The organism is Deferribacterota bacterium (assembly GCA_034189185.1).
GTDB lineage: Bacteria > Chrysiogenota > Deferribacteres > Deferribacterales > UBA228 > UBA228.
Genome location: JAXHVM010000195.1, coordinates 1 through 3,123 on the forward strand (window position 1 = coordinate 1; position 3,123 = coordinate 3,123).

The 3,123-nt window shown below is 33.7% G+C and carries 5 protein-coding genes; all 5 read right to left on the bottom strand.

Features of this window, described 5'->3' with window-relative positions; all coding sequences use genetic code 11:
• Positions 1 to 45: 45 nt before the first annotated feature.
• Positions 46 to 393 (bottom strand): tryptophan synthase subunit alpha, encoded by a 348-nt coding sequence (locus SVN78_09740; GenBank protein MDY6821886.1) that lies wholly within the window; start codon positions 391 to 393, stop codon positions 46 to 48.
• Positions 390 to 1,544, bottom strand: coding sequence for a tryptophan synthase subunit beta (trpB, locus tag SVN78_09745; protein ID MDY6821887.1), 1,155 nt, complete (start codon positions 1,542 to 1,544; stop codon positions 390 to 392). The genes SVN78_09740 and trpB overlap by 4 nt, the downstream gene beginning before the upstream one ends.
• Positions 1,534 to 2,094 (bottom strand): hypothetical protein, encoded by a 561-nt coding sequence (locus SVN78_09750; GenBank protein ID MDY6821888.1) that lies wholly within the window; start codon positions 2,092 to 2,094, stop codon positions 1,534 to 1,536. Before SVN78_09750 ends, trpB begins: the two co-directional genes overlap by 11 nt.
• A complete protein-coding gene (locus SVN78_09755) occupies positions 2,095 to 2,850 on the bottom strand; it encodes an indole-3-glycerol phosphate synthase TrpC (GenBank protein ID MDY6821889.1) in 756 nt (251 codons plus the stop codon).
• A gap of 11 nt (positions 2,851 to 2,861) precedes the next feature.
• Positions 2,862 to 3,123, bottom strand: a 262-nt coding sequence (locus SVN78_09760) for an anthranilate phosphoribosyltransferase (GenBank protein MDY6821890.1), incomplete at its 5' end; no start/stop codon positions are given.

Genomic DNA, 3,123 nt, shown 5'->3' on the forward strand with positions numbered 1-3,123 from the left:
GCTATATATAAGACTATTGAAAAAGGCATAACTGTAGGAGATATATTAGAGGTTATAAGTAAAGAGAAAAAATCTAAAAAAACCTACATTATGACCTATTCTAATATTATCTTCAACCTTGATCCAAAGGTTGAAGATAATATTAGAATAGGTCATAATGTAGGTTTTTTTAGATTTTTTCTCTTTACTTATAACCTCTAATATATCTCCTACAGTTATGCCTTTTTCAATAGTCTTATATATAGCCTCAGCTATAATTGGGCCATCTGCAACAGGGTCATTAAAGGGCAAGCCAACCTCAATAAAATCAACCTTAGAGTTTTGCAAATATCTAAAAAGGCTTTTAAAATCTTCTATATTAGGGTAGCCCCCGACAATATATACACCTATCATTTTAACCTATCCCTAATTATATCTAGATCCTTATCCCCTCTTCCAGAGAGGTTTATTAGTATTGTTTTATTTCTAAATTCAGTTTTTCTCTTTAATATATACCCTAGTGCATGGGAGGGCTCTAAAGCAGGTATAATACCCTCTAAGAGGCTTAATTCCTTAAAGGCCATTAAAGCCTCATCATCGGTTGCTCTAACGTAGTTAACCCGCTCCTTTTCTTTCAAGTAACTATGGATTGGGCCAACTCCAGGATAATCAAGGCCAGCTGAAACAGAGGTGACATTTGCAATCTGGCCTTCTTTTGCCTGCAATGTGTAGGAATATGCTCCTTGAAAGATACCAGGGCTACCAAAACTAAGGGTTGCCGCATGGCTTCCTAATTCATCTGAGGTACCAGCTGCCTCAACCCCAATTAGTTTTACATCTTCCTTTAGAAAGGGCTTAAACATGCCTGCCGCATTACTGCCACCTCCAACACAACAAACAATATAATCTGGCATAAAGGCGTGTTTTTTAAAATAGGAGAGGGTTTCCAAGCCAATTATAGATTGAAAATAAGTAACTATCTCAGGGAAAGGGGAAGGACCAACAACTGAGCCAATAACGTAGTGGGTATCCCTAAAATTTGTCACATAATCCCTTAAGGCTTCTGATACTGCTTCTTTTAATGTTTTAGAGCCAACCTCAACCTCCACAACATTGGCACCTAATAATTTCATCTTTTCAACATTTATAGCCTGCCTTTTAGCGTCAACTGCACCCATATAGACTGTGCAATCTAAATTAAATAAGGCAGCAGCCGTTGCCGTTGCCAGTCCGTGTTGACCGGCTCCAGTTTCAGCAATAACCCTCTTTTTGCCCATATATTTTGCAAGTAACACCTGTCCGGTTGTATTATTAATCTTGTGAGCACCGGTGTGCAAGAGATCCTCTCTCTTTAGGTATAGCTTAAAGCCGTATTTTTCACTTATTCTCTTAGCATAATATATTGGTGTAGGCCTACCTACATAGTTTTCTAATATATCCTTTAATTCATCTTGAAAGGATTGCATTTTTTTAATCTTTCTAAAACTAATACTTAATTCATCAAGAACTGGTATTAAAGTCTCACTAGCAAATTGACCACCAAACTTACCATATTTAAATCTCACTGTTTTTTTCCTCACAAAATTTATTAATCTTTTTAATAAAGTTTTCCATCTTTTTATGATCTTTTATCCCTGGCTCTAGCTCAACACCACTTGATACATCAACCCCAAAGGGTGAAAAATCACTTATTACATCTATCACATTTTCTTCATTTAATCCACCTGCAATAATCAATTTTTTAGAGATATCCCTTAACTTTAAAGGGATTTCACTAGTTTTACCACTTCCTTTACTCGTATCATATAAAAAATAAGCACAATCTACATTAAATTCAAAATTATCTGAGGCATATATAACTTTTTTATGGTTAATAGGCTCATAAACCTGCACATAGTCAGCCAAAGTAATATATGGGGCAACCTCATCAAAGCTTATTCCTACAACAACTCTCTTAATCTTTCCTTCAGCAATACTTAATAGATTTTTTAATTTATTCTCATCAATAAATCTTTTACTCTTTCTATGCCTTACAAAACCAACAGCTGAAAAGCCTAGTTTTATTGCCATTAATAAATCACAATCATTAGTAATACCACATACTTTTACAAACATTTATTTTAATCCTTTATATAGCTCTAAAACAGAACTTTCTAAATTATTTGAGCTCATTAAGTGGCTACCAACTAAAAAAGCATCTGCGCCTGCCTTTTTAAAAAAAGCTACATCATCTGCTGTCATAATACCACTTTCGGCAACTTTAAAGCAATCTCTTGGAATTTTATTTAAAAGTCTTGCTGCATTTAATTTATCTATAGTAAAATCCTCCAAATTTCTACTATTTACCCCAATTATACCCTTATAATCCTTTATTTGGTTAAGCTCCCAAAGGGTATGCACCTCAAATAAAACCTCTAAACCCAGCTGTTTTGCCTTTTTGTATAGCCTTTCTATTTTTTCTCCATTTAAAATTTTAACAATTAATAATACCATATCAGCCCCGTAGGCATAAGCAATATCTAGTTGACATTCATCAATGAAAAAATCCTTTGATAAAAGGGGGATCTCAACATTTTTTGATACAGCTAATAGATCGTTAAAAGAGCCTTTAAAAAACCTATCCTCTGTTAATATTGAAATACAACCTGCATTTAGTCTTTCATAGTCTTTTGCCCTTTTAACTACATCAATATCTGCATCTATTACCCCCTTTGAAGGGGAGGCCTTTTTTATCTCCATAATGAAGGGTTTTTCCCTTAAATAATTTAAGGGGTTTAACAATGCTTTTTTTCTCTCAGGCAATTTTTTATTCCTCAGATTTTCTAAAATACTCTTTTTATATTCTATAATCTCTTCTAAATATCTATGCATAATCCTACCTTTTAGATATAACTATCATCTCTTAGTGATAAAAATTTTCTCCACACCTTTTTCCTTTGGAGAGCTCTTTTTGCATAGTAAAAGGCGTATTCAAGGGATGCGCCACTTACCAAATGTATTGCAAGGGCACTATTAATTGAAATAAGGTTAGTTAACTTTTCATTTTCTCCTTTTAAAGCCTCTAAAAAGAGGCTTATACTCTCTTTTTTACTATTTACAACTGGGATAGGAAAGGGTTTAAAAAAATCAGAAGGATTAATAATC